Origin of the sequence: Microcoleus sp. BROC3 (assembly GCF_036702515.1) — a bacterium.
In the GTDB taxonomy this organism is placed as follows: Bacteria; Cyanobacteriota; Cyanobacteriia; order Cyanobacteriales; family Microcoleaceae; genus Microcoleus.
Genome location: NZ_JAUBTQ010000012.1, coordinates 128,078 through 149,711 on the forward strand (window position 1 = coordinate 128,078; position 21,634 = coordinate 149,711).

At 42.4% G+C, this 21,634-nt stretch carries 14 protein-coding genes; 11 read left to right on the forward strand and 3 right to left on the reverse strand.

The genetic code is table 11. From position 1 onward, the window contains the following. Positions 1-16 precede the first annotated feature (16 nt). The 5 genes from QUB30_RS10455 (at position 17) to QUB30_RS10475 (ending at position 4,690) form a co-directional block, all read left to right on the forward strand. Positions 17-1,249 (forward strand): class I SAM-dependent methyltransferase, encoded by a 1,233-nt coding sequence (locus QUB30_RS10455; protein ID WP_333332882.1) that lies wholly within the window; start codon positions 17-19, stop codon positions 1,247-1,249. Next, positions 1,246-1,779, forward strand: a complete 534-nt coding sequence (gene rfbC / locus QUB30_RS10460; RefSeq protein WP_333332885.1) for a dTDP-4-dehydrorhamnose 3,5-epimerase — start codon at positions 1,246-1,248, stop codon at positions 1,777-1,779. Before QUB30_RS10455 ends, rfbC begins: the two co-directional genes overlap by 4 nt. Next, positions 1,776-2,702 carry an NAD(P)-dependent oxidoreductase gene (locus tag QUB30_RS10465; protein WP_333332888.1) on the forward strand — a complete coding sequence of 309 codons (927 nt, stop codon included), beginning with the start codon at positions 1,776-1,778 and terminating at the stop codon, positions 2,700-2,702. The genes rfbC and QUB30_RS10465 overlap by 4 nt, the downstream gene beginning before the upstream one ends. 143 nt (positions 2,703-2,845) lie before the next feature. After that, positions 2,846-3,922, forward strand: coding sequence for a class I SAM-dependent methyltransferase (locus QUB30_RS10470; RefSeq protein WP_333332891.1), 1,077 nt, complete (start codon positions 2,846-2,848; stop codon positions 3,920-3,922). Positions 3,923-3,925: 3 nt separating this feature from the next. Beyond that, positions 3,926-4,690 carry a CmcI family methyltransferase gene (locus tag QUB30_RS10475; RefSeq protein ID WP_333332893.1) on the forward strand — a complete coding sequence of 255 codons (765 nt, stop codon included), beginning with the start codon at positions 3,926-3,928 and terminating at the stop codon, positions 4,688-4,690. A 42-nt stretch (positions 4,691-4,732) separates the two neighbouring features. Here QUB30_RS10475 and QUB30_RS10480 read toward each other — a convergent pair whose 3' ends face one another. After that, positions 4,733-10,714: an FkbM family methyltransferase gene (locus QUB30_RS10480; protein ID WP_445300477.1), complete on the reverse strand. Its 5,982-nt coding sequence runs from the start codon at positions 10,712-10,714 to the stop codon at positions 4,733-4,735. On the opposite strand from QUB30_RS10480, the gene QUB30_RS33800 reads away from it, so the two are divergent. The 6 genes from QUB30_RS33800 to QUB30_RS10515 all read left to right on the forward strand — a co-directional run bounded on the left by QUB30_RS33800 (position 10,636) and on the right by QUB30_RS10515 (position 17,436). Beyond that, entirely contained in the window at positions 10,636-10,881 is a 246-nt protein-coding gene (locus QUB30_RS33800; protein ID WP_445300478.1) for a hypothetical protein, read from the forward strand. The two genes, QUB30_RS10480 and QUB30_RS33800, sit on opposite strands and share 79 nt — an antisense overlap. 901 nt (positions 10,882-11,782) lie before the next feature. After that, positions 11,783-12,415: a class I SAM-dependent methyltransferase gene (locus tag QUB30_RS10495; RefSeq protein WP_333332895.1), complete on the forward strand. Its 633-nt coding sequence runs from the start codon at positions 11,783-11,785 to the stop codon at positions 12,413-12,415. 59 nt (positions 12,416-12,474) lie between these two features. Further along, on the forward strand, positions 12,475-13,752 hold the full coding sequence (locus QUB30_RS10500) for a glycosyltransferase family 4 protein (RefSeq protein WP_333332898.1): 1,278 nt from the start codon (positions 12,475-12,477) through the stop codon (positions 13,750-13,752). 46 nt (positions 13,753-13,798) lie between these two features. Next, on the forward strand, positions 13,799-15,049 hold the full coding sequence (locus tag QUB30_RS10505; RefSeq protein ID WP_333332900.1) for a glycosyltransferase: 1,251 nt from the start codon (positions 13,799-13,801) through the stop codon (positions 15,047-15,049). Between the two features lie 75 nt (positions 15,050-15,124). Continuing rightward, a complete protein-coding gene (locus tag QUB30_RS10510) occupies positions 15,125-16,336 on the forward strand; it encodes a glycosyltransferase (RefSeq protein WP_333332902.1) in 1,212 nt (403 codons plus the stop codon). Between the two features lie 200 nt (positions 16,337-16,536). Next, positions 16,537-17,436: a class I SAM-dependent methyltransferase gene (locus QUB30_RS10515; protein WP_333332904.1), complete on the forward strand. Its 900-nt coding sequence runs from the start codon at positions 16,537-16,539 to the stop codon at positions 17,434-17,436. 326 nt (positions 17,437-17,762) lie between these two features. On the opposite strand, the gene QUB30_RS10520 is transcribed toward QUB30_RS10515, so the two are convergent. Further along, complete coding sequence (locus QUB30_RS10520) at positions 17,763-18,761, reverse strand: DUF1698 domain-containing protein (RefSeq protein ID WP_333332906.1); 999 nt, start codon at positions 18,759-18,761, stop codon at positions 17,763-17,765. 100 nt (positions 18,762-18,861) lie between these two features. Continuing rightward, positions 18,862-21,564, reverse strand: coding sequence for a tetratricopeptide repeat protein (locus QUB30_RS10525; RefSeq protein ID WP_333332907.1), 2,703 nt, complete (start codon positions 21,562-21,564; stop codon positions 18,862-18,864). Positions 21,565-21,634: the final 70 nt, after the last annotated feature.

Below are 21,634 nucleotides of genomic sequence, written 5' to 3' on the forward strand. Positions count from 1 at the left end.
CAAGGGGTCTAATTCTGTGCCATCAAAATGTCGTTTTTGTAGTCACCCATTGGAGCATACTTTTGTAAATCTGGGGATGTCGCCGCTGGCGAATGCTTTTCTATCTCAAGAGCATCTGAATTGTGCAGAGAAATTCTATCCGCTTCATACTTATGTCTGCAGCAATTGTTTTTTAGTGCAGTTAGAAGAGTTTGAATCCCCGGATAGAATCTTTAGCGATTATGCTTATTTTTCTTCCTATTCAGACTCTTGGCTGCGTCATGCTCAGAAATACACAGAGTTGATGGTGCAGAGGTTTGGATTTGACGAAACCAGTAACGTAATTGAACTCGCTAGCAATGATGGCTACTTACTCCAGTATTTTCAGCAGAAAGGAATTCCCGTATTGGGGATTGAACCTGCTGCAAATGTAGCTAAGGTGGCTGAAGAAAAAGGGGTTCCAACTTTAGTCAAGTTTTTTGGCGTGGAAACGGCTAAAGAGTTGGTTTCACAAGGCAAACAGGCAGATTTGTTGCTGGGCAATAATGTGTTGGCTCATGTGCCTGACTTGAACGATTTTGTGGCGGGGATGAAAATTCTCCTGAAACCCAATGGCATATTGACAATGGAGTTTCCTCATGTATGGCAACTAATTCAACACAATCTGTTTGACACGATTTACCACGAGCATTTCTCTTATTTTTCGCTGTTGACGGTTGAGAAAGTTTTTGCCAGTCACGGTTTAACTTTGTTTGATGTGGAGGAATTACCGACCCACGGCGGTTCTCTGCGGATTTACGGGAGGCATGAGGATTTTGATAGTATAGCAGTTGGCGATCGCATTTCCCAACTCAAAGCTAAGGAGGTGCAAGCAGGGCTAAATCAGATTGAAATTTATGTAGGATTTGGCGAACAGGTTAAGTCTACGAAGCGCCAAATGCTCAGTTTTCTAATTGAGGCCAAAAACCAGGGCAAATCAATTGCGGGCTACGGTGCGCCGGCGAAGGCTAATACGCTGCTGAACTATTGCGGTATCCGCACGGATTTGATTGATTATACGGTGGATTTAAGCCCGCACAAGCAGGGTTTGTTTTTGCCGGGAACTCAGATTCCGATATATCATCCAGATAAAATTCGGGAGACTAAACCGGATTATTTGGCTATCTTGCCTTGGAACATCAAAGATGAGATAGTAAGTCAGATGGATTATATCCGCGAGTGGGGGGGGAAGTTTGTGGTGCTGATTCCTCAAGTGGAGGTAATCTCGTGAAGTTTACTGAAACGAAGCTTAAGGGAGCTTATGTTATTGAGGTAGATTCCATAGCAGATGAGAGAGGTTTTTTTGCCCGCAGTTGGTGTCAAAAAGAGTTTGCCGAACATGGCTTGAATCCTAATTTAGTGCAGTGCAATATTTCTTTTAACCTGAAAAAAGGTACTTTGCGGGGGATGCACTATCAGGCAAAACCGCGCGAAGAAGCAAAGTTAGTTAGATGTGTAAAAGGCGGAATTTATGATGTAATCATAGATTTGCGTCCAAATTCTCCTACTTTTAAAGAGTGGTTTGCGATAGAGCTAAACTCCGAAAATCGCAAGATGATATATATTCCTGAAGGTATGGCTCATGGCTGTCAAACTTTGGCAGATAATACTGAGGTTTTTTACCAGATGTCGGAATTTTATTATTCTGAATTAGCAAGGGGAGTGCGGTGGGATGATCCGACTTTTAGTATTGATTGGCCGGAGATATCTCAGCGCGTCATTTCGGAAAAAGATCGAAATTTCCCCGATTTTGTGCTATGAAAAAAGTGCTGGTTACAGGTGCGGGGGGTTTTGTTGGCAGACACTCGCTAAAGACGCTGGTGGAACGAGGGTTTGAGGTTCATGCTGTCGCTTCTAAGACTTTGCCGGCTGTCAATTCGGATTGTACTTGGCATCTGGCAAATTTGTTAGACCATACATCCATTAAGGAGTTAGTTTGTCAAGTAAAAGCTACACATTTGCTGCATTTTGCCTGGTGTTATACAGTACCTGGACAATACTGGAAGTCACAAGATAATTTCTTGTGGGTGCAGGCTAGTTTAGAATTGTTGAGGCAATTTCGAGAGCAAGGGGGCGATCGAGTAGTGATGGGTGGGACTTGCGCGGAGTATGATTGGAAGTATGGTTATTGCTCGGAATTTGTAACACCACTCAATCCAGATACTCCCTACGGTATTTGTAAAAATGCTTTGCAGGAGATAGTAAGTTGCTATTGTGAGACGACAAGTCTCAGCAGTGCTTGGGGACGTATTTTCTTTCCCTACGGTGCTTACGAGTACCCAAATCGGCTGGTTTCTTCAGTGATTCTTTCTCTCTTAAAGGGAGAGCCTGCTCGCTGCTCTCACGGTAATCAAATTCGTGATTTTATGTATGTACAGGATGTGGCTGATGCTTTTGTGGCTCTTTTGGAGAGTGAGGTGACAGGAGCTGTTAATATTGGATCGGGACAGGCGATCTCAATTAAAGATGTTGTTTATCAAATAGCAGATATAATCGGGCGATCGGATTTAGTGCAGTTAGGTGCTATTGCGTCTGCCGCGAAAGAAGCGCCTTTGTTAGTGGCTGATGTGACTCGTTTATCGAATGAGGTAGGCTGGCTGCCCAAATTTAATTTGGAAATGGGATTAAGGCAAGCTATAATCTGCTGGAATAATTCAAATTATATAGGATTAAAAATAGAGTAAAAAGTGATGCTAACAGATACAAAAAACTATAAATATTTCGCCGTAAATGGATCTTAAGTATGCAGAGATGCCCTGTTTGCCATTCTAACTTAATAGCCCCCTTTTTGGTTCGAGGTAGCGTACCCGTCCACCAAAACTTAGTGATGGCAGATATAATATCTGCTATACAAATAAATCGTGGCAATCTAAATCTAGCAGTTTGTGAAGACTGTGGATTTATTTTTAATCAGGATTTTGATGGTTCCAAGTTAAGCTATGGAAAAGAGTATGATAATACCCAGACTTATTCGCCATCTTTTGAGAGTTATATTTGCGAACTTGCGCGCTCTCTAATCTATGATAAAAATGTTCAAAATTGCTCGGTTGTAGAAGTTGGCTGTGGCAAGGGTTCATTTTTAAGGAAGCTAGTAGAATCAGAGGAATGGGGAAATACTGGTTATGGATTTGACCCAAGTTATGTCGGGGCAGAAACTATTTTTGACGGTCGCCTGAAGTTTGAGAAGCGTTACTATGACTCAGAGTGTGCTAATATTCATGCTGATGTAGTTGTTTGTCGTCACGCGATCGAACATATTCCCGATCCTTTGAGCTTACTCTTTTCTGTCCGACAAGCTTTGGTTCATTCTCCCCAAGCTCGCGTTTTCTTTGAAACGCCCTGCGTCGAGTGGATACTCCGCAATCAAGTAATATGGGATTTTTTCTACGAACACTGTTCATACTTTACGGCACAGTCTTTAGCGACGGCTTTTGAAGTAGCGGGTTTTCAGGTTGAGAGCGTAGAGCATATATTTGAAGGGCAATATCTATGGTTAGAAGCTACGATTCCGGCCGAAAAACCGGCGGTTACGAAAAAACCAGCATTCATTTCAATTTTAGCTAACCAGTTTGCTAGATTAGAACGGGAACTGATCGGCAAGTGGGAAATTAAGATTCAAGAATTAGCTAGCCATGGAAAAGTGGCTCTTTGGGGGGCTGGAGCTAAAGGTGTAACTTTTGCTAATACGATCGATCCTGATCGTAAATGGATTGACTGCATTATTGACCTGAACCCTAATAAACAAGGTAAATATATCCCTGGGACTGCTCACCCGATTGTCAGCTATCAGGATATAGCTGAGCGAGGAATTACAACTGCTATCTTGATGAACCCGAATTATCATCAAGAAAATTTAGTCTTATTAAAGGCATCCAACTTAAACATTGACCTATTAGTGGAGTAATTTATGAAATTGATAATTGATACGACGGAAAAAACACTCACAAGTGAGATTGATAACCAGAAGCAGGTATTAGACCTTTATACAAAAGAGGCTTTTGAACTGATATCGCTTCAGTGGGTTAAAATCGGATGGAATCAGAAATATTCTTATACATTTAGTTGGCTGGGTCGCCCTTTGCTGCAACTTCCTGAAGATTTGATTCGCATTCAGGAAGTTATCTATCAGGTTAAACCAGATGTAATTATTGAAACCGGGGTGGCTCACGGCGGCTCGCTGATTTATTACGCTAGCCTGTTTAAAGCAATGGGCAAGGGTAGGGTTGTAGGAGTTGATATTGAAATTCGTCCCCACAATCGCAAGGCTATAGAGGAACACGAACTGTCATCGTTCCTTACTTTAGTTGAAGGCAGTTCTACAGATACCAGTATTGTAGAGCAAGTTAAAAAACTGGTAAATCCAGGGGAGAGTGTGCTGGTGAGTCTTGACTCGTGTCACACAAAACAGCACGTTGCTGACGAGTTAGAGGCTTATTACAGTTTTGTTACACCAGGCTCCTATATAATTGCCACCGATGGGATTATGAAGGATTTGGATGATGTGCCACGGGGGAATCCTGAGTGGAAGTGGGATCATCCTACTGCGGCGGCGGCTGAGTTTGCACAAAAGCATCCAGAGTTTGTGTTGGAGCAACCTAAATGGCCATTTAGCGAGAGCGATTTGACGGAGAATGTGACTCACTGGCCGGGGGCTTGGTTGCGGAGACTGTGAGGAAAGTGCGGGAAACAGGGATATAAATGATTGCGATCGTTATTATCTATCCCTTTTCAACTTTTCTATTATTTTAATCACTTCACTGTAAATTCCTTTCCAATCGCATTCATAATCGAAATTTGGGCGATCGACAACAAATTCCTTAGGAATCAATATTTGCGGTACTATGTTTTCTCTTACTTGTGAAGTCGTTACTGGAGACCCATGTGTGTCTAATAAAACACTGTGTCCGTGTACCACACCTGGTTTGTTAGCTATCCAGGACGTGTACGTAATTCCGGCTCCGATTGTGATGATACTTAAATCTATCGCTTGATTCCAAACAACGGTTTCGTAAGTTGTAGCACCTATCGCACTGTATGTATTGATAGTAGAAGGGATAAGAGTAAGTATTTCTGCCATTATGGCTTTTTCGATTTCAATCATAGACCAACTCGGACTGTCCGAATCTTCGGTTCCCATAAGAGACCAGCCATCAAACAAGACTCCCAAAGTAGGAAAATCCAAATACAAGCTTTTGATGATATTTGCTATTCCTTCTGCTTGACCTCGCCAGATCCTACTACCGGCACGAATTTGGAAGCTTAGAAGGGGAAAATGTGTCTTAGCTTGTTTCACTTGTGTCAAAAAATCTTGAGAACATCTTTTGAGGGAAGCATCGGATACTCTCTTTGCTAATCGATCGCCGATCAATATACCATTTGCCCTGAAAGCAACATAATTATTATCCAATACCGTTTTAAAAACATCCCGAACATCTGCAACTTCAACGAACCTGTCAGCAGGAATTTCGGGGAAAACTTGCCGAGAACTGAAGTAATCCCCAGGGCCGGTCAGGATTCGATCGAGTTTATGCTGGATTTCATTCTCTACGAGAACATGAATACCTGCTAAGTCTTGCCACAAATAATGTCCTATATTGAAGCCTAAACCGATAACATCGACTACTTGTTTAGCTTCTGTTGATATATATTGTAGAACTTGCTGCCAATAACTTACCATGTAACTTTTAAGTTTATTGATACTTTCTACAGGAATAGAAAATTGACTGAGGCTGCGATCGAAGTTAATAATTAAATCAGACTTTGGTAAATAAATAAAATACTTTCCACCATGTTGACCTCCAGTAACTAAGTAATACAATTCCTCTCCCACAAAGCGATAAATAAAACCTTGCAGATCGTGTCCCCTCTGTTTGCCGTGTTCTGTGAGATTAATGACAAATGATTGGTTTGACCTCAAAACTTTACCACTGAAAGGACACACCGAATAAACATAACCTGTTTCTACTAAACTTTGCTGATAAGACCAAGGATGTAGGATGTTTTGACCGCACAGGTCTTTTGGAGCATCGCTAAAACTCTCGATCAATGTTTGCTCCAAGGCAAAACTATCTTGTTTGTTGAATTCTATACACTCTAAGGACAGTCCTATATTTTCTAGGTATTGCCTGTCTGGATCGGTCAAGGCATCTAGGTCAATTACTTTGTACTGACAAGTTTTTCTCCAGTAGTCAGCCACAGCTTCAGGATCGATTCGATCTTGGAAATCAGGATTATTCTCGTTAAGGGATTCTAATTGATTTAATCCCTTCCAGATATCTTCGTAAATTTTCGCCTGTTTTTTTAGCTGCTGTATATATTTAAGAAAAGCCACGGATTCCTCGATCGAGCCTTTTTCAAATAACAAAATACTAAAATTTTGAAAGTATTTAATGCAGGTTGGAGTACAATTAAAAACCTGGTATAAATACTCAATAACTTCAGACAAACAACCTTTTTGGATCAGGAGGATTCCTAGTTCTGAGTAAGTACCAGACGGAGCGCTATTTATTATTTCTAAAGCTTTTTGATAACAGATTAGAGCTGGCTCTAGTTGGTTTTGTCGTGCTAGAAACATTCCAAAATTGAAATACCCCATCGGACTTGGTGGAATCTCTGATGCTTTTTGCAAAATCCAGGGTAGCTTTTCTAAATAACCTTCGGGACTTAATTCTAACGCTTTCTGCCATGCGGCTAGCAATCTAAACTGTTGTCGTTTTCTCTGAAATGCTTTTCCTAGCTCAAAATAGTAGTCGGCGGCAGCTCGATCTTCGCTAGGTTGATAGATTAAGGTAAGTTCTATGAAGTTTACTGCAAAGGGTACGCCCTTAGCCCAAAACCGAATTTCTAGATCCTTAACTTCTAGGAAATCTATGAAAAACTCGAATTGTTTTTGACCGCCCTTAACTTCTGCTTCGTACACAACATAAGCACGATCTATAGCCACATCAAACTTGAACCAGACAGCTTGACTGTTTTCAACTGGATTTAAACTTGAGTGGGGATAATCAGATGCGATTTTAACTCGATACAACCCGTCCGGCACACTAATGTAAGGGCCATAAGAAATCTGGCCCTGATTCCCCGCATTACTGACTAGCTGCTTACCTTGAGACCCATCTATTAGTTGACCGGAAATCATAGTTAACCGATCGGGAGTAATGCAGAAAGAACTGATTCCTTTTAAGCTACTAAAAAAAAAATCATGGGGAGACTCCTCTCCCAAGTCAGATAACCGCCGCCACTCATTAAAGTTAAAGTTGCTTTGGCTTTGTGTTTCCAATAACTTATTTGGCAGACATAAGAGATCGGGGATTTTTTTATTAACATCTCCTTCGTGCAACTCTAAAGTTATTGGATGATAACAAGAATAGCCTAGAGCGTGAATACTCTGGAATAAATCATCACTTTGTTCTTGATTAAAATTTATAAACCATTCTACAAACAAAGCTGGTTTGGCGACATCAATAATCGGCTTGAGAGTTTTAATAACTTCCTTGTCATAACCTTCACAATCGATTTTAATAAAACTCAGTCTCTTTAGTATGCTGTCATACTCTTGACCAAACCTAGCCTGTAAGAACTCCGCTAAATTAACCCCCTTAACAGGAATCACATTAACATTAGGATTGATGGCCTTCCACTCCTCTAAGTCATAATAGCCACCATTACAACACTGCGAATCACTATAGGTAAATTCGTATGTACCCTCTTGTTCCATAATGGCTAGATCTACAATTTCTATGTTTAGGGAATTCCTGTTAAGGTACTGGTTGAATTTGAGGATTTCATAAACGTAAGGATTTGGTTCAAAAGCCAGAACCATCCCAGTGGAACCAGTAAGAAGAGCCATTGGTAATGTAGTATCCCCAGAGTGAGCGCCAATGTCTATGGCAATCGTTCCTGGTAGGATATATTGACCCCATCTTTCTGTTTTGAGTTGATATAAAGAATATGTTGCCCAATTTCGACTTAGTTCTAAGGGGTGATTCCACTCAGCATAAATAAATTGACCATAGTTAGTGTCAGCATCTTTAACTTCGACTTTTTCGACTTTTCTGATTGCTGGTTTTGGTTGATAAGCTTCAATATCTTTATGTAAATCTGTTTGATAAATTAAATCCATTTCTATAAAATTTACGGCAAAGAATACACCTGTAGCCCAGAAACGAATTTCTAAATTTTGAACGTTAACATCTATAAAAAATTCATGTTCGGTTTGATGACGATTGTAAATCTTCTCTTCGTAGATTACCAGAGCTTTATTCACTGCCACATCAAACTTAAACCAAACGTTTTCAGAATTGCTACCTTCTTGGTTCTCGCGATCGTCTGAGTTTTCCAGGTATAACTTAACTCGATATAAACCCGCAGGCAAGGTGATATAAGGCCCATAGCAAATTAGCCCGTAATTCCCTGTCGGGCTAACTAGCTGTTGACCAGTATGTGTTTGAACAAGCTGTCCTGAAATTAAAGTATAATCTTCTGGGTTAATTCTGAATTTTTCCAGCGCCTCTAAGTTGCTTAAAAAACATTTCTTGCTGGTGAATTCTGGAGCAAGCTCTACTAGCTGTCGCCATTGTGCGATCGGCTCTTCCAGATTACCCCTTTCTGCCAAACTCTCACAAACTTTTAGCAGATTTTGAATTACTTTTTCTAGTTGATCTTTGACTTTTATGGTTTCATTCTTAAGGATGTTGACTTGAGAATCAACTTGTTTTAAATCTCCCCCTATTTTAGCCATCAGTGCTGTCTGTCTAGGCTGAAGAAAATGCCGATACTTGAGGATGTTGTTTCTTAAAAATTCAGGCACGTCTTTCCCCTCTATGTCTCTGACATCGAAATAAAACTCACCTGATGATTCCATCTCCCCCGTAGGTCTACAAATATCATAGTTCAATTTTTCTAATCCCCTTGCATCAGAATCATCTACTTCCGCATGAGCAAAACTTTGTAGTTTGTACCTGTTTGATATCGGAGTTCCGAACCAGGTAAATGACCAACCACCTTTAACTATGTAGGGGTGTCCAAAATTGCGAGACTCATTGATGTACCCAGCTTTGCTGTCGCTGGCCCAATTTCCTGCATCTGAACGTCTGACTTGGGTGGCACTTCTTTGGTTGAAAGTTTTATATTTACAGGCGACTGTTCCACACCACCACTCGCTTTGTAAATTATCTAAGTTGTGGGCATATAAATCATGGGTAAAAATTACAAAATCGTTATTTGAGAGTAATTGTATTGCCTCATTAATTTTATCTTTTCTGGGGATCTCATCAGCATCACTCACTAAAATAATATCTTCGTCTTGACATTGAAGTTCTATCAAAGCCAAGCCAATGCAGTCCCTCTGGTAATTTTCAAGAGGCCATCTATCGTTGTTTTGGACTTCTGGCATATCATCCACAATGTAGTGGATAATTTTATCTTGATACTCAGCAAACTCATGGATAAACTCTTTATAGTATAAAGGTTTTGGTTGTCCACTATGAGTTTTCGTCGCTTCCACCAAAATAAATTTATCTACTACATCCTTTAATTCCTCTATTCTAATTTTAAGAAGATCTATTTCATTAAAAAAAGGAAAACAATCATAAATACGGGGTTGCCTTACCACCGATTGCGGAAAATTCTCCATATTTTCTTTGTTTTTTGACGCTGTGACAATTTTTTTGATTTTCAAGGCCTGCTGAAAGGAGTATATTGCCCTGACAATATTAGTTTTTTTAATACTATTGCCTAGTTTTAAATAATAGTCAACCGCCTTGGGCTCTTCCCCGGGATGATAAACTAAAGTAAATTCTATGAAATTCACAGCAAATAATTTACCCAGCGCCCAAAAGCGAACTTCTAAATCTTTAACATTTACGAGGTCTATAAAAAAATCTTGTTTCTGCTGGTTGGTATAAATATTTTCATGATACACCACCAAGCTTTTATCTATCGCTACATCAAGTTTGAATCCAATAATTTCCGAATTTTCTCGTTTTTGTTCTGAATTTATATCGGGGAATTCACAGTCAATTCTAACTCGATATAAGCCATCGGGTAAAGTAATATAAGGACCATAAGACACTTGCCCCTGGTTTCCTTCTCTACTGACTAACTGCCAGCTACCGCCAGTTTGAAGAAGCTGTCCTGAAATTAATGTTAACTGTTGGGGATTAATTCGGAAAGCTTGACTCTCTTCTAAGTTATCGCTGTTATGAGGTTGAAGCTCTAGGAGATTGCGACCAGCTTCCACGTCATTTGGATTTAGCTGTAGAGCGCGGCGATAAGAAGAGATCGCCTCTTCCAAATCCAACTGAGTTCGCTGTTGTAGCAATTCCCCCAGCTTATACTGAATCCAATCGGTCTCTGGGTTAAGCTCGCTGGCACGGCGGTAAGCAGCGATCGCCTCATCCAACTGACCCAAATTCACCAAACTCTCCCCTAACCCGCAGTAAGACCCGAAATGTTCGGGATTGAGTTCAATGGCACGGCGGAAAGCAACCACCGCTTCCTCCCAATGTTGTTGTCGATCTAGGGCATCTCCCAAGTGATGATAAGACCACGAAAAATCCGGGTTGAGTTCGATCGCGCGGTGGTAAGCTGCGATCGCTTCCTCGAATTGACCGAGTTTTGCTAGAGCTTCCCCTAAATTGTGGTGAGACCAAGAGATGTCAGGATTTAGCTCTATGGCACGGCGGTAAGCTGCGATCGCCTCCTCTAGTTTTTCTTCCCCTAGAAGCTGATTACCCTTCTCTAATTCCGCCGCCGCATTCTCTGTGTTCATCTGACCTCTTTTTTTCGCTACCTACAATTGGGATCGTCGAAGCGAAGCTGTCGGGCGCGATCGCAGCAGTCGCTTCGTCAGACTCTACCTAATTTTGCCAGATTATCACAATCTGGATCTATGTCAATCCCCTTGAGGAAGAGTGCCATAGTAGTATTCTATGACTTTTCTTGGTTGGTCAAAAGTTCCGCTAATCTCAAAATTTGTCATAACTCAGACCTTGCTACAGATGTAACATCACTGTGCCATCGACACCACAACGGTCAGAATCGCTGGAATACAAAGAATTATGCGTATTCCTAATTGTGATAAAGTACAGCCACTCGCTAAAATAATTGGTGGTAAAGACGTTTGCTCCTGCCCGATGATACTGACCGGAACATACAGCCAGAGATGCCAGTCTTTACAGAACGACGGAAATTGCCCTATGCAAAGGAAACCCGCGCCGGCAAAAAAAGTTAGTACGGGAGTCGCAATATAAGTTGTAGGATGTATAGCGGACGATCGTAAAAGCGAGACAGACTAATTTTTTAGAGGCTATGTTAAACCAAACACTAAATTATTCTTTCGGTGTCAACCGGGCCGGTCATAGAACTGGTGATTTTGGGTTGCCGAAGCCGGGAGAGGCACTTTTAGAGCAGCAGTTCTCAACAGTCAAGATGTAGAACTTTATCAAACGGCATTAAACTTAAGACAGCAGGGGAAAGACATAATAACAACTACAACAATCTTATAACTCGATTAAACTTGGGAATGCGCAGTATTATTATGAGTGAAGAAAAGGCTCCGACAACTACCGTTAAGCGAGAGCTAGTTATTATCAATAACCAGCCAAGCTTAACCAATCCAGTCTCGCAGATGGCCACCGAGACCCAATGCCGATCGGATGCATTCTACTATTGGTGTGAGCAAACTCGTCTTCCACACGAGCCCATCTTCCATCGAAAACTGTGGGAGTACGCCTACATCCTCCAGTGTCTGTCCGAGACGGGCATGATGTCACCGGGCAGGCGCGGACTGGGTTTCGGCGTTGGCAAGGAACCGTTAGTAGCAGTAATGGCCGCTCGCGGCTGCGATATCGTCGCCACAGACCTAGATATAGACGAAGCGACAAAGCAAGGATGGGCCAGTAGCGGTGAATATGCAGCAACGCTGGAGGCGCTTAACGATCGCGGCATCTGCCCCCCCGAACGCTTCGCCTCCAAGGTGAGTTACCGCGTGGCAGATATGAACAAGATAGATGCGGATTTAGTCGGCTTCGATTTTGTCTATTCCTCTTGTGCTCTCGAACACCTAGGCTCGATCGAGCTGGGGCTGGAATTCGTCAAAAACAGCCTTAAGTGCCTGCGTCCGGGCGGAATAGCAGTACACACCACCGAATTCAACGTTTTGTCTAATGATGCGACGATCGACCACCAACAGACTGTACTGTTTCGACGGCAGGACATCGACAGACTCGCAGCAGATTTGACAAGCCAAGGACACCAAATAGTCCTCAACTACAACACTGGAAGCGGGCCATTCGATCGTCACATAGACGTACCGCCCTGGTCCGGGATACACTTAAAGCTTCAGTTAGAGCAATATGTCACAACATCATTGGGGCTGCTCATTAAGAAGGCTTAATAGATTAAATGGTTTTTAAACCCTATTCAGAGATTTCCACTAAGCAAAAAGCCAGACAAATGTTAAAAAAAACACTAAATTCTTCTTTCGGTGTCAATCTGGCCGGTCATATAACCGGTGATTTTGGGCTGGCAGAAGCTGGAAGAGGCACTCTAAGAGCAATGGAAGCAGCTAAAATTCCATTTGCTATCACAGATTTAAAGGTAGGCGGTCAACCTAACTCAGATTCCACTTACAAAAATTTTGGCACCGACAACCCCTATCCGATCAATATAGTCCAGACTAACCCCAATTGGGTCGATCAGATTTTAGCAGGATACTTTCCCGGTATTGGTTCTGAATATTTTAAAGGCAAATACAATATAGGAGTTTGGTTGTGGGAATTGCCCGTATTTCCGAATGAGTGGCAGTGGGCATTTGATTTATTTGATGAAATTTGGACTCCCAGCAATTTCTGTGCGGAAGCATTTTCTGCGGTCTCCCAGGTTCCCGTGCTCAAAATTCCTGTGAGCCTCGCTTTTCCTCAGCCTTGCCTGACAAGAGAAAACCTAAACTTACCCAAAGATAAGTTTATTTTTTTATTCATGTTTGACTTTGGGAGTTCCTTTGAAAGGAAAAATCCTTTTGCAACCGTTGAGGCGTTTAAAGAAGCTTTTGGCAAATCCAATCAAGATGTTTTACTCGTCCTCAAATTTGCCAATACCCATTATTTCCCGCACTTGCGAGAGCAGCTAGCGGAATTGACAGAGGGCTGGCCATCGATTCAATTTATAGACGGGCATTTGCCAAAAGCAGAAATTCACGCTTTGGTTAATAGTTGTGACTGTTATGTGTCTCTGCATCGGGCTGAGGGGTTTGGTTTAACAATGTCGGAAGCGATGTACTACGGGAAACCAGTAATAGCGACAGCCTATTCATCTAATATGGAATTTATGAATGTTGGCAATAGTTTTCCTGTTAAATACGATCTGGTGACAACAACTGAAGATTATGGAGCGTACCCCAAAGGCAGTATCTGGGCTCAACCAGATATTGACCATGCTGCCTCTCTGATGAAATACACATTTGAAAATTATCAGGAAGCACGGCAAGTAGGAACTAAAGCTGCTAAGGAAATTCGGTCTTTGCTGGGTCCTCAAACAGTGGGTAGAAAAATCAAAAATCGCCTAGAATTTATCCTGGCGCATCTCAATCAGTCTCCCGTGTCAAGTCGGTTCCACGAGCTTCAGGCCGAAAAAGATTTATTGGCTCGTCAAGCTCAAGCTTGGAGGCAGACAGCATTGCAGGTACAGAAAGATTTAGCCAAATACTCCCAGTTTGAACTGCAACAGCGCTGAATTGTCAAGTCTTGATTCTAAATGTTTCTCAAGTAGAAGACTTATTATGTTAAATCAAACGCTAGATTCTAATTTCGGTATCAACTTTATAGGACACCTGAGCGGTGAATACGGCCTGGGAGAAGGATCGAGAGCCACTCTCAGAGCGATTGAAGCTGCTGGCATTCCCTTTGCACTAAAAGATATTAAGGTAGATTGGCATCGAAACTTAGACAACAGCTACACAAGTTTTTCCGAGCAAAATCCCTATCCCATTAACCTGATCCACACTGTGCCCGAACCCATTGTTTTCAACATGATCGATCGCGAATGCTTTAAAGGTCGATACAATATTGGCTTTTGGGCTTGGGAACTGCCGATATTTCCCCCGGGGTGGCTGTACGCTTTTTCTTTTTTTGACGAGATATGGACTTATAGCAATTACTGCGCTGAAGCGATCGCGCCCGTATCGCCCGTGCCCGTGATTAAGGTAATGTCAAGCCTTGACCTTCCCGAACCATCATTTGATAGAGAAGCATTAGGATTACCCAAAAACAAATGTATTTTTCTCTTCATGTTTGACTTCCACAGCACCATAGGTCGCAAAAACCCATTTGCTACCCTTGAAGCATTTAAGCGAGCTTTTTCTCAGTCAAACGAGGATGTTTTGCTTGTACTCAAGTTTTCTAACGGCAACTTTTTTCCCAAAGAGCGAGATCAACTCAAAGCGCAAGCAGAAGGCTGGCCCGTTCATTTTATCGATGGGCATTTAAAGAGAGAGGAACTTCATGCTTTAGTTGCCAATTGCGACTGCTATGTTTCTCTGCATCGTTCAGAAGGCTTTGGTCTGACAATGGCGGAAGCTATGTACTATGGCAAACCTATAATTGCGACGGGGTACTCATCTAATATGGAATTTATGAATGTCGGCAATAGTTTTCCAGTAAAATATAACATCGTGACGCTGACCGAAGATTATGGTCCTTACTTTAAAGGAAATTACTGGGCAGATCCCCATGTCGATCATGCAGCATCCTTAATGAAGTATGTTTTTGAGAATCCCCAGGAAGCACAAAAAGTAGGATCTAGAGCATCTCAAGAAATTAAAACTTTACTGAGTCCTCAACTTCTAGGTGCAAAAATTAAACATCGATTAGAAATCATTAGAAGCAGGATGAATCAATCTACAAACTGGTCAACCAGCATCCATCAGCTTCAGAAAGAGACGGCTTTAGCCCAGTCAGAAATCCAAGTTTGGAAGCAAACAGCCAGACAATTTCAGAACGAACTACAGCAACCCCATTCTCTTATACACTAGATTTCCATCTGAGTTTGAGTCGAGTCGATTAATAGAGAGAAAGCATCAAATATTATCTGGAGGGCTTAATTAGCTATGTTCAATTCTAATTTTGGAGTCAATGTTATTGGTCATGTGACTGGCGAGTTTGGTCTTGGGGAAGGGGTAAGAGGGGCTTTAAAAGCAATGGAATCTGCTAGCATTCCCTTTGTAATTCAAGATTTGAAAGAGGAGTCACAAAGAAGCTTAGATTTAACATACAGCAATTTTTCTGAAAAATACCCATATCGGATCAATTACATTCATACCAATCCTCACCAATCTATTTTACAAAATATCAGTCCTGAATGTTTTAAAAGTGGATATAATATTGGATTTTGGGCGTGGGAACTACAGACTTTTCCGGATTTTTGGTTAGGTGCTTTTGAGAAATTTGATGAAGTATGGACTCCTAGTAGTTATACCGCAGAATGTATTTCAGCAGTATCGCCACTGCCTGTAATGAAAATGCCTCACCCTATAGATATTCCCCCTAATACTTTGAGTCGGAGCGACTTAAATTTGCCCAAATATAAATTTATTTTTCTCCTTATGTTTGATATGGGTAGTGGCTTTGAGCGGAAAAATCCCTTAGCAGCTATTCAAGCTTTTCAGGAAGTTTTTAGTAAAGATAGTAAGGATGTTGTACTGATAATTAAGTTTCGTTCTCACCCTCTTTATCAAGATCATGAAAATCAACTTTTAGCCCAAATTGAAGGTTGGTCATCAATTCAATTAATCGAGGGTCATTTAACGAAAGAAGAGGTAAATGGTTTAGTTGACAATTGTGATTGTTATGTCTCATTACACCGTGCCGAGGGTTTTGGTTTAACAATGGCGGATGCAATGTTCTATGGCAAACCAGTGATTGCTACAGGTTACTCAGCGAATATGGAATTTATGAATGTCGGCAATAGTTTTTTGGTGAAATACGACCTAGTGGCAACTACTGAAGCTTATGGACTTTACCCAAAAGGTAGCATCTGGGCAGATCCAGATATAGATCACGCTGCTTCTCTGATGGAGTATGTTTTTGACAATTATCTGCAAGCACAGCAAGTAGGAGCGACAGCAGCTAAAGAGATTAGGTCTTTATGCAGTCCGCAGGCTATAGGTACAAAAATTAGACATCGCCTTGAATACATTACCAGGACAATAGAAGAGAAAAACTGGTATGAATGCCAAGCTCAAGCTTGGAAGCAAGTAGCGCTGCAAGCCAATGTGGAATTGGAGAGAGCTAAACATCACATTCAACAGGATCGCACCTAGCAAAGGAACACGGTTATAATTAGTTCGGCAGATTGAACTCTTGTCTCGCACTCCCAGCCTGCAGAGTTAGTCAAATTTTGCAGTACGATCGTAAATAGTAAACTCTCGTTGCCGTACAAAGTATGCCATTCAAGCTGACACGCGAATCTATTTTATGGGCTTATCGTTTATTTCTTGACAGAGAACCTGAGAGCCAAAAAGTGATAGATGATCAATTGCAAATACTAACCAATACTCAGGAAATCCGACAACACTTCATGCGCTCGCAGGAGTTTAAAAATCAAAATCAAAATCAAAATCAGCCGAATGACCGCTTGGCATTGGCAGGAGATGAGCCGGCAATGAGCATTGAAAATGTATTTGATGAAACTCTACTGCAAGTTTTGTTTAAGCACATTCAAGATACGTGGTCTTATCTGGGCGAGACAGAACCACACTGGTCTGTGGTGACTTCCGAGCAGTTTCTCCAGTCTCAAATTAATACAACAAAAGAATTATTTTATAATTCCGGGCAGGCAAATGTATTGCAGCTATTCAAAACATTGGAAAGAAACGGATTAGATGCCACTGCCTTTAAATCTTGTTTGGAATACGGCTGCGGTCTCGGTCGCGTTACTCGTTGGCTGTCAGAAAAATTTGAAACGGTATTTGGTTGCGACATTTCTAAAGCACATTTACAGGGTGCCGAACACTATCTGCAAAGTCAAGGAATTCGCAATGTTAATTTGCGTCACGTCCGGGAAGTAAAAGATATAAAGAACTTACCCAAGGTAGATGTAATTTACTCAGTGATAGTTCTCCAGCACAACCCGCCACCGATTATTAGTGTCATTCTCCAAGAAATGGTAAAAGCATTAAACTCTGGAGGAGTGGCATATTTTCAAGTACCTACTTATCGAATCGGATATAAGTTTTCCTTAGAACAGTATCTAAAGGACGAAGGTACACGGCGGGAAATGGAGATGCACGTATTACCCCAAAGCACCATTTTTGGGCTGCTCGAAAAAGAAGGCGGAAAGATAGTTGAAATCTTGGAAGATGATTGGACTGGATTGAGATATAAAGAGAGATCTAACACATTTTTAATCCAAAAAGAATGAAGAGTATCTTAAGTTTCGTTCTTGATGGCGAGCGATACTCAATATTTCTTGTTCTTTTTGAGAAAGGTGCTGTTTAAATTTGCTCTAATCCACTATCTTTTTGATAACATCAGCTTGACTCAAACCTTGCTATAACTCGTCTACATTAGCTTCGCGCCCAAAAATTACCCAAGACGCCATCCACAGAAAACTTTTGTCGTTTTTAGCGTGAGTGGATACAGTCTTCTGGATGGATTCTTCCAGGCGCTTAGCTGTTTCGGGGTTGATGATAGTTTCTCTGATATCGATTAACTTGTGTTAAGGGAAATAAAGAATTACCAATAACACTATCTCCAGGCATGAAAAGTTGCTCGCCCCGTTTGCGGAATAGGGAAATCTACTAAGCTCACTAATTCGACTTTGCTAAATCCGGCAACTTTCAGCATGGCTATCACGGCTGCTGGATTTGCCCCACACCAATTAGTTGGATCGTTAGCAAATTCGGTACCAGGATAAAACACCATCGCCGGTCTGTCTTCTGAAAAGAGTTCAACGGTTGTTTCCAGTATAAGTTGATTTCCAGTGACGCTAAAAACTTTCTCTAAAGAGAGTAAAGGGTGACGCATATGGTAAAGCACACCCAGGCACAGAACTAAGTCAAAAGTCCCAATTTTATCTGGAGAAAGCTCCAGTATATCTATTTCCAGAGCTTGTACTTTTGAATTGAGAGCTCTTCGTGCTAGATCGAATCCCGACTTGCCATCCCAAGTATGCCACGCATAGGAATCGGTTGCGAGAACGCGACTAGCACCGCGACGCTCTGCTTCAAATGAGAAAAAACCATTCCAAGCACCTATGTCAAGCACAGTCATTCCGTCTAGTTTTTCAGGCATTTTTATCCTAAGTAGCTTCTCCGCGCTATCATCCTGTCCGGGTGTGATTATTCCATTCCCCAGATTTATTTGATGAAACCAATGTTTACTTGCTACTTGTTCTTTCAACTCATCTATGCTCAGGGGAATTACAGGAAAATCATCAGCAGGTGGAATAAATTCTTTCACAATTTCCTGATTAGGCATTGTGAAGCTTGTCATTAATTTGCTGCCCCTCTCGGACTCTGGAAGCCGCTGCTGAAATTCATGTCCCTCAACCATCTTTTTTATAACAGTAGATCGAGACCCACCAGTATTAAGTTCGTTTAACCAACCTTCTAATCCATCAGGGTCAGCTTCCCGCTCAAAAATTACCCAATATGCCATCCATAGATAGCTTTTGTCGTTTTTAGCGTGAGTCGATAAAGTCTTCTGGATAGCTTCTTCCAGACGCTTAGCTGCTTCGGGGTTCATAGTGGTTCATTAAATCTTGTTCGTTTACATTATTTTACAACAAATAACCTCTTTGAGCCTGCATATAATTTACGCAATACAGGCTCAATTGCAGCGCAAATTAGAAAATCTTGGGTTCCAATTCAAGGGCGCGACGGTAACAAGCACTGGCTTCATCTATCTGCCCTTTCTTGGTCAAGACTTCCCCTAAATTATAGTGGAACCAAGAGAAATCAGGCTTGAGTTCGATCGCGCGGCGGTAACAAGCGATCGCCCCTTCCACATCTCCTTGATGTCGCAGCATATCCCCTAAATTGTTGTGGATATACGGATCGTCAGGTTTTAACTCGATCGCGCGACGGTAACAGTTCATCGCTTCCACCCGCTGACCTTTTGCACTCAAAGCATCGCCTAACAATTGGTAAGGTTTATACTCATTTGGTTGAACCTCAATAGCGCGGCGGTAACAAGCGATCGCCCGCTCCATATCATTCTTTTGCGCGAATATCAACCCCAACTGCAATTGTGCCTCACCGCATTCGGGATTTACCTGCAACGCCATCTGATAAAAGACGATCGCCCCATCCGACCAATTCTTGCGCACCAAAGCATCAGCCAACTCAACATAAAGGTCAGCATCATTCGGCGCAATCTCTAGCGCCTTGTGGTACAACTGCACGTCATCACGATTCTCATCAATCGCCCGCCGGTACAAACGCATCGCTTCCTTCAAATCCCACTGCGACCGCATCCTCAAAGCATCAGCCAACTTTTGCGAAAGCCACGGCAAATCCGCCTGAATCTCCGCAGCGCGGCGGTAAGCGGCGATCGACTCATCCCACCGTTCCAGTTTCTCAAAAGCCGTTCCCATGTTGTAATAAGTCCACGGAAAATCAGGATTTAACTCGGCCGCGCGTCGGTAAACATCGATCGCTTCCTCCCACCTTTCCAGTTCTAGCAGCACGTCGCCCAACTTGCTCTGCGACCAGAAGAAATTCGGATTAACTTCGTTAGCCCGCCAGTACGCAACAACCGCCTCATCCCAACGTTCCAAATTCACCAGCGCTTCTGCTAAATTGTTGTGCGCCCAAAAATGGTCGGGATTGAGTTCGATCGACCTTTGGTAAGCAGAAATTGCCTCATCCCACCTTCCTAGTTTAATTAGCGCGTCTGCTAAATAGTTGTGCGACCAACTAAAATCTGGATTTAATTCTGTTGCTTTGCGGTAAGCATTTACCGCCTCATCCCACCGTTCCAGCTTCCGCAACACATCTGCTAAATTGTTGTGAGACCAGCTAAAATCTGGATTTAATTCGATCGCCTTGCGGTAAGCATTTACAGCTTCTTCCCACCGTTCCAACTTAACCAGCGACTCAGCTAAATTGTTGTGCGACCAAGAAAGTTCGGGATTGTTTCTAATAGCATGAGTGTAAGCATCTACCGCCGCTTCCCACTGTTCTTGACCCTTAAGAATTTCGCCCAATTCGTGATAAGCTGCACCAGCATTTGGGTTCAACTCAACCGCGCGCCGGTAACAGTCAATTCCTTTATTTACCTTACCTTGCTCGATCAAAGTTTTGGCTAAATTCTCGTGTTCCTCAGCGGTGCCCGACTTGGGGTCGATCGCAAATGCTCGATACCAAGCCTCAGCCGCCTCCTCCGGCTTGCCTAACTGCGTCAACAGTTTCGCAAAATTGCGAAAAGCACCGGCAAAATCCGGTTTCAGGGCGATCGCCTTTTCGTAAGCAGAAACCGCTTGCTGCCACTGTTCCTGCTGCGCGCAAATGCTGCCGTAATTAGCGTAAGCTTCGGCAAAATTTGGGTTAATTTCTATTGCTTTGACATAGCAACTTTTAGCTTCATCAATTTTGCCGCCAGCTTGTAGGGCGTTGCCCAGCATTTTGTAAAGTGGCGCTTCCGGCTTAATTTGCAGCGCCTTCTTACAAGCTGCGATCGCCTGTTCCAATTTGCCCTGAGCAAAATAGCCTTCTGCCAGTATTTTGTATGCTTCTGGATCTTCTATATTAATTGTAGAATTAACTGCCTGCTGAACTGGCGGCTTAACTGGCGGCTGCACTGGGGGCTTCACTGGGGGGGCTGCGGGCTGCTGCTTAACTGCACCGTTTGTCGCCGTTGCACCCGCCAAAGTTTGCTGTCCCTCGCTGCCGTTTCTCGCATTAGCTGCGTTGAGTTCAATAGCTTTGCGATAATATGCTGTCGCTTCCTCTAACTTGCCTTGTTTTTTTAGCGCTTCGCCCAAATTTTGGTAAGCAGTCGCCACATTAGGATTTAATTTTATGGCGCGATCGTAACAAGCGATCGCTTCGGGGAATTTTTCCTGCCGAAAAAAAGCGTCGCCCATATTCAAGTGTTCCCCAGGCGCTACTTTTTCCGGTTCCAAACTAAATGCTTGATACCAACACTGCTGCGCTTCTTCCGGTTTGCCAATTTGTCCGAATACTTTTGCTAAATTCCGGTAAACTCCCGCGAAATTGGGTTTAATCGCGATCGCCTTTTGATAAAATCCGATCGCCTCCTGCCATTTTTGCTGCTGCGCGCCAAGGCTGCCCAAATTCGCGTATACTTCCGCAAAATTCGGTTCTATTTCAATCGCTTTTGCGTACCAGTGCCGCGCCTCTTCCATCCTGCCTTGAGCTTGCAGCGCGTTGCCCAAAGTCTTGTAAGCCGGTGCAAAATTGGGGTGAATCTTCAAAGCTTGCTCGCAGGATGCGATGGCTTCTTCTATTTTTCCTTGGGATAAGTATATTTCTCCCTGTTGGTTAAATTGAACCGCTGTTGATTCTGTACTCACTGTTGATGGCATATGGGCGGCGGCTCCAGAGGCAGGAATTAAATAGGGTAGTCAAAACGTTTCACAATTATAGTCGAGTTTG

Excerpts from the sequence above, each read along its gene's own strand:
- QUB30_RS10500 (WP_333332898.1), top strand. The coding sequence starts at position 12,475 with ATGTTAAAAAAAACACTAAATTCTTCTTTCGGTGTCAATCTGGCCGGT.
- QUB30_RS10510 (WP_333332902.1), top strand. The coding sequence starts at position 15,125 with ATGTTCAATTCTAATTTTGGAGTCAATGTTATTGGTCATGTGACTGGC.
- QUB30_RS10475 (WP_333332893.1), top strand. The coding sequence starts at position 3,926 with ATGAAATTGATAATTGATACGACGGAAAAAACACTCACAAGTGAGATT.
- QUB30_RS10525 (WP_333332907.1), bottom strand. The coding sequence starts at position 21,564 with ATGCCATCAACAGTGAGTACAGAATCAACAGCGGTTCAATTTAACCAA.
- QUB30_RS10465 (WP_333332888.1), top strand. The coding sequence starts at position 1,776 with ATGAAAAAAGTGCTGGTTACAGGTGCGGGGGGTTTTGTTGGCAGACAC.
- QUB30_RS10495 (WP_333332895.1), top strand. The coding sequence starts at position 11,783 with ATGATGTCACCGGGCAGGCGCGGACTGGGTTTCGGCGTTGGCAAGGAA.
- QUB30_RS10520 (WP_333332906.1), bottom strand. The coding sequence starts at position 18,761 with ATGAACCCCGAAGCAGCTAAGCGTCTGGAAGAAGCTATCCAGAAGACT.
- QUB30_RS10470 (WP_333332891.1), top strand. The coding sequence starts at position 2,846 with ATGGCAGATATAATATCTGCTATACAAATAAATCGTGGCAATCTAAAT.
- QUB30_RS10505 (WP_333332900.1), top strand. The coding sequence starts at position 13,799 with ATGTTAAATCAAACGCTAGATTCTAATTTCGGTATCAACTTTATAGGA.